The following is a 4,358-nucleotide window of genomic DNA, read 5'->3' as shown; positions in this document are numbered from 1 at the left end:
GCAACTGTACAACACCTTAAGCGCGGAAGAAAGAGCCAAGTTAATTGACCAAGCCGGTCAACGATTAACGCTTTCTTTTTATGCGTATGCCAAAATTGAAAATCCAACACAATTTAGAAATGATTTGTTTTTAAAATGGAATAAATTAGATGCCTTAGGTCGAATTTATGTCGCAACAGAAGGAATAAATGCGCAAATGTCTGTTCCGGCAGAAAATATTGATGCTTTTAGAGAAACCCTTGAAACCTACGATTTTATGAAAGGCATTCGATTGAATATTGCCGTAGAACATGATGATCATTCTTTTTTAAAATTAACGATAAAAGTACGTCACAAAATTGTGGCTGATGGTTTAAACGACGATACATTTGATGTAACCAACAAGGGTGTGCATTTAAACGCCCGAGAATTTAATAAAATTTTAGAAGATCCAAATACAATTGTAGTGGATTTCAGAAATCATTATGAAAGTGAAATTGGCCATTTTACAGGCGCGATTACGCCAGATGTAGAAACGTTCCGTGAAAGTTTACCCATTATCAACGAGCAATTAAAAGACTTTAAAGAAGATAAAAACTTAGTGATGTATTGCACGGGTGGTATTCGTTGCGAAAAAGCCTCTGCTTATTACAAACATCAAGGGTTTAAAAACGTTTTTCAGTTAGAAGGCGGCATTATAAACTATGCCAAACAAATTAAAGAGGAAGGTTTAGAAAGTAAGTTTATTGGTAAAAACTTTGTATTCGACCACCGTTTGGGCGAACGAATTACAGATGATATTATTGCGCAATGTCACCAATGTGGCGAACCTTGTGACACACACGTAAATTGTGCCAACGAAGCGTGTCATTTATTATTTATTCAGTGCGATTCTTGTGCTGAAAAAATGGAAAATTGTTGTTCTACAAGTTGTGTAGAAACCATTTATTTACCTTTAGAAGAACAAGAAAAACGCAGAAAAGGATTAAAAAACGGGAATATGATTTTTCAGAAAGGGAAATCACCAGCTTTAAAATTCAAACAAAATTCGGAAAGAAATATTTTTGAAGAAATCGCTCAAAAACCGGTAAAAGTTTCGGCGGTTACACAAATTAGAATGCGAAAATTATCGACGGAAAGAAAAATATATATTGGTAAAGGCCAACATTATTTTACCAAAGCACAAGTAGGTCAATTTTTAATTGAAAACCAAGAGTTAAAAACGGGAGATACGATTTTTATAAAAGGCCCTACAACTGGAAATGAGAAAATGCAAGTGGGTACAATGTTAATTAACGGTACCGAAAATACCGTAGCTAAACCTGGTGATAAAGTAACTTTTGTAGTCCCATTTAAAATTAGGGAATCGGATAGAATATATAAAATATAAACACTAAATTATAAGAAAAAACCGCCTGTTACGTTATAAAGATGTAGCAGGTTTTTTTGTTTGTACCAACTTGAAAAATCAAAAGTTTAAATTCAGTTAAAAAAATGCTATCTTTACGCTCAAAATAACATTTGAAAAGTAGTTTCAATTTTTTTGAGGCGATCAATATATATAAATTATGGCATGTACAAGTTGTTCAACTTCCGATGGTGGTGCACCAAAGGGGTGTAAAAATAATGGGACTTGCGGCACCGATAGCTGCAACAAATTAACGGTTTTTGATTGGTTAGCCAATATGACATTACCAGGAGGTCAAGCCCCGTTTGATTGTGTAGAAGTACGTTTTAAAAACGGAAGAAAAGAATATTTTAGAAATACCGAAAAACTAACTTTAAGCATCGGTGATGTAGTAGCTACTGAAGCTTCTTCTGGTCACGATGTGGGTTTGGTGTCTTTAACTGGCGAATTAGTCCGTGTTCAAATGAACAAGAAAAACGTCAAAGACAACGCTGAAATTCCCAAAGTATATCGCAAAGCGACTCAAAAAGACATCGATATTTGGCATGGCGTAAGAAATAAAGAAGACGCCATACAAGTTCGTGCGCGTGAAATTGCCATAGCGATTAAACTGGAAATGAAAATTTCGGATATCGAATTTCAAGGCGATGGTTCAAAAGCCACATTTTATTATACTGCAAATGACCGTGTCGATTTCCGACAATTGATTAAAGAATATGCAAGTGAATTTAAAATTCGTGTAGAAATGAAACAAGTGGGTTTCCGTCAAGAAGCTGCTCGCTTGGGCGGAATTGGTTCTTGTGGACGCGAATTATGCTGTTCGTCTTGGTTAACCGATTTTAGAAGCGTAAATACTTCTGCAGCTCGATACCAACAATTATCGTTAAATCCACAAAAATTAGCAGGGCAATGCGGAAAGCTTAAATGTTGTTTAAATTACGAATTAGATACGTATTTAGACGCACTAAAAGGCTTGCCAGATATGGATACAAAATTGCTTACCGATAAAGGTGATGCGTATTGTCAAAAAATAGATATTTTCAAAAATTTAATGTGGTTTTCATACGCAAACGCACCAGCGCATTGGCACACGCTAACTGCAGAGAAAGCCAAAGAAATTGTAGCGATTAACAAACAAGGTAAAAAAATTGCACAATTAGAAGACTTTGTAGAAGAAGTTTCAACAGTAAATGTGGAGAAAAAATTCGAAAATGTGGTGGGACAAGATAGTTTAACACGATTTGATCAACCTAAGAAAAAATCGAACAATAATAATAAAAGAAAAAAGAAACCGTTTAAGAAAAATGAACAATAATTTTTTTAAAATACTAAGTCTTTTCTTGCTTTTTATTGTAATTTCTTGCGATAAAAAACAGGTTTTTGATGAATATTATGCATTTGATGGTACGTGGAAAAAAAATAAAAAAGCCACGTTTACTTTTGAACAAAAAGACACCACAAGTGTATATAATTTATTTTTAAACGTCAGAAACAACAACGATTACCCATACAACAATTTGTTTTTAATAGTATCGTTAAACCAGCCAAACGGAAAAGTAATTGTAGATACTTTAGAATATCAAATGGCAAATCCAGACGGCACTTTGTTAGGTACTGGTTTTTCAGATGTAAAAGAAAGCAAACTGTGGTATAAAGAAAATTATAGTTTTGAAAAACCTGGAAAATACACCTTAGAAGTAGAACACGCGCTTAGACAAACCGGAAAAGTACAAGGTGTAAAAGACTTATCAGGCATTACAGATTTAGGATTTAGAATTGAAAAAAGAAAATAAAGAAAAAAATGGCAACTAACAACACCCAAGTCAGTTATTCAGATTACGTTAGAAAATTTTGGAAATTATTCGGCTACACATTTGGTGGCGTATTATTATTTTTTCTTTTGGCATCGTGGGGATTTTTCGGAAAAATGCCTTCGTTTGACGAATTAGAAAATCCAGATACCAATATCGCTACAGAAATTATTTCTTCAGACGGCGTAACGTTAGGTAAATTTTATAAAGAAAACAGAACGCCCGTTAAATATCAAGACTTACCTAAGCATTTAGTAGATGCATTAGTAGCTACAGAAGATGAGCGTTTTTATGAACATTCTGGAGTAGATGCCAGAGGAACATTAAGAGCCATTTCAAGTTTAGGAAGAAGCGGCGGCGCCAGTACTATTACACAACAGTTGGCAAAAAATTTATTTCACGGCGAAGGGTCGAAATTTTTACCATTTCGTATCATCCAAAAATGTAAAGAATGGATTATTGCTACGAAATTAGAACGTCAATATACCAAGCAAGAAATTATAGCCTTGTATTTAAATAAGGTCGATTTTGTAAATAGCGCAGTAGGAATTCGTTCGGCATCTAAAATTTACATGAACAAAGAACCTAAAGATTTAACATTAGCAGAAAGCGCTTTGTTCGTGGGGATGCTTAAAAACCCAGCATTGTTCAATCCTACCAAAGAAAAAAGAAAGGAAAAAGTTTTCCAACGTAGAAATACCGTTTTAGACCAAATGGTAAAAAACAAGTATTTATCGGAAGCAAAGGCAGCAGAATTGAAGCAAGTTCCTGTAAAAATAAACTTTAAACCAGAAAGCCACGCAGAAGGAACTGCTACGTATTTTAGAGAATACTTACGTGAAAGTTTAAAACCTATCATTAAAGCCATTGAGGACGAAAAAGGAGAAGAAATTGACCTTTACACTGCCGGTTTAAAAATTTATGTCACAGTTGATTCGCGTATGCAACAGTATGCTGAAGAAGCAGTAGAAGAGCATTTATCTAACTTACAACCCGAATTCAATCGCCGACAAAAAGATAATCCAACTGCGCCATTTTTAGATATTACGCCTGCGGAAACTCAGAAAATAATGAATCAAGCCATGAAAAATTCGGAGAGATGGCGTATTATGAGTATCAACGGAAAATCGGATGCTGAAATTAAACAATCTTTTGAAGTC

4 protein-coding genes are annotated in these 4,358 nt (G+C 34.5%); all 4 read left to right on the top strand.

What is annotated here, in order from left to right; all coding sequences use genetic code 11:
- The coding region (gene trhO / locus ABWO04_RS10090; protein ID WP_353079583.1) for an oxygen-dependent tRNA uridine(34) hydroxylase TrhO at window positions 1–1,369 on the top strand (1,369 nt) is incomplete at its 5' end.
- Between the two features lie 178 nt (window positions 1,370–1,547).
- Complete coding sequence (locus ABWO04_RS10085) at window positions 1,548–2,702, top strand: PSP1 domain-containing protein (protein WP_353079582.1); 1,155 nt, start codon at window positions 1,548–1,550, stop codon at window positions 2,700–2,702.
- Window positions 2,692–3,180 carry a gliding motility lipoprotein GldH gene (locus ABWO04_RS10080; RefSeq protein WP_353079581.1) on the top strand — a complete coding sequence of 163 codons (489 nt, stop codon included), beginning with the start codon at window positions 2,692–2,694 and terminating at the stop codon, window positions 3,178–3,180. Before ABWO04_RS10085 ends, ABWO04_RS10080 begins: the two co-directional genes overlap by 11 nt.
- A gap of 8 nt (window positions 3,181–3,188) precedes the next feature.
- Window positions 3,189–4,358 (top strand): transglycosylase domain-containing protein (locus ABWO04_RS10075; RefSeq protein ID WP_353079580.1); only part of this gene is annotated, 1,170 nt, incomplete at its 3' end.

Source organism: Flavobacterium sp. (assembly GCF_040382755.1).
Classification (GTDB): domain Bacteria; phylum Bacteroidota; class Bacteroidia; order Flavobacteriales; family Flavobacteriaceae; genus Flavobacterium.
This window is presented reverse-complemented; position numbering and strand designations above follow the sequence as displayed.

Coding starts and splice junctions, on each gene's coding strand:
- ABWO04_RS10085 (WP_353079582.1), top strand. CDS start 1,548: ATGGCATGTACAAGTTGTTCAACTTCCGATGGTGGTGCACCAAAGGGG.
- ABWO04_RS10080 (WP_353079581.1), top strand. CDS start 2,692: ATGAACAATAATTTTTTTAAAATACTAAGTCTTTTCTTGCTTTTTATT.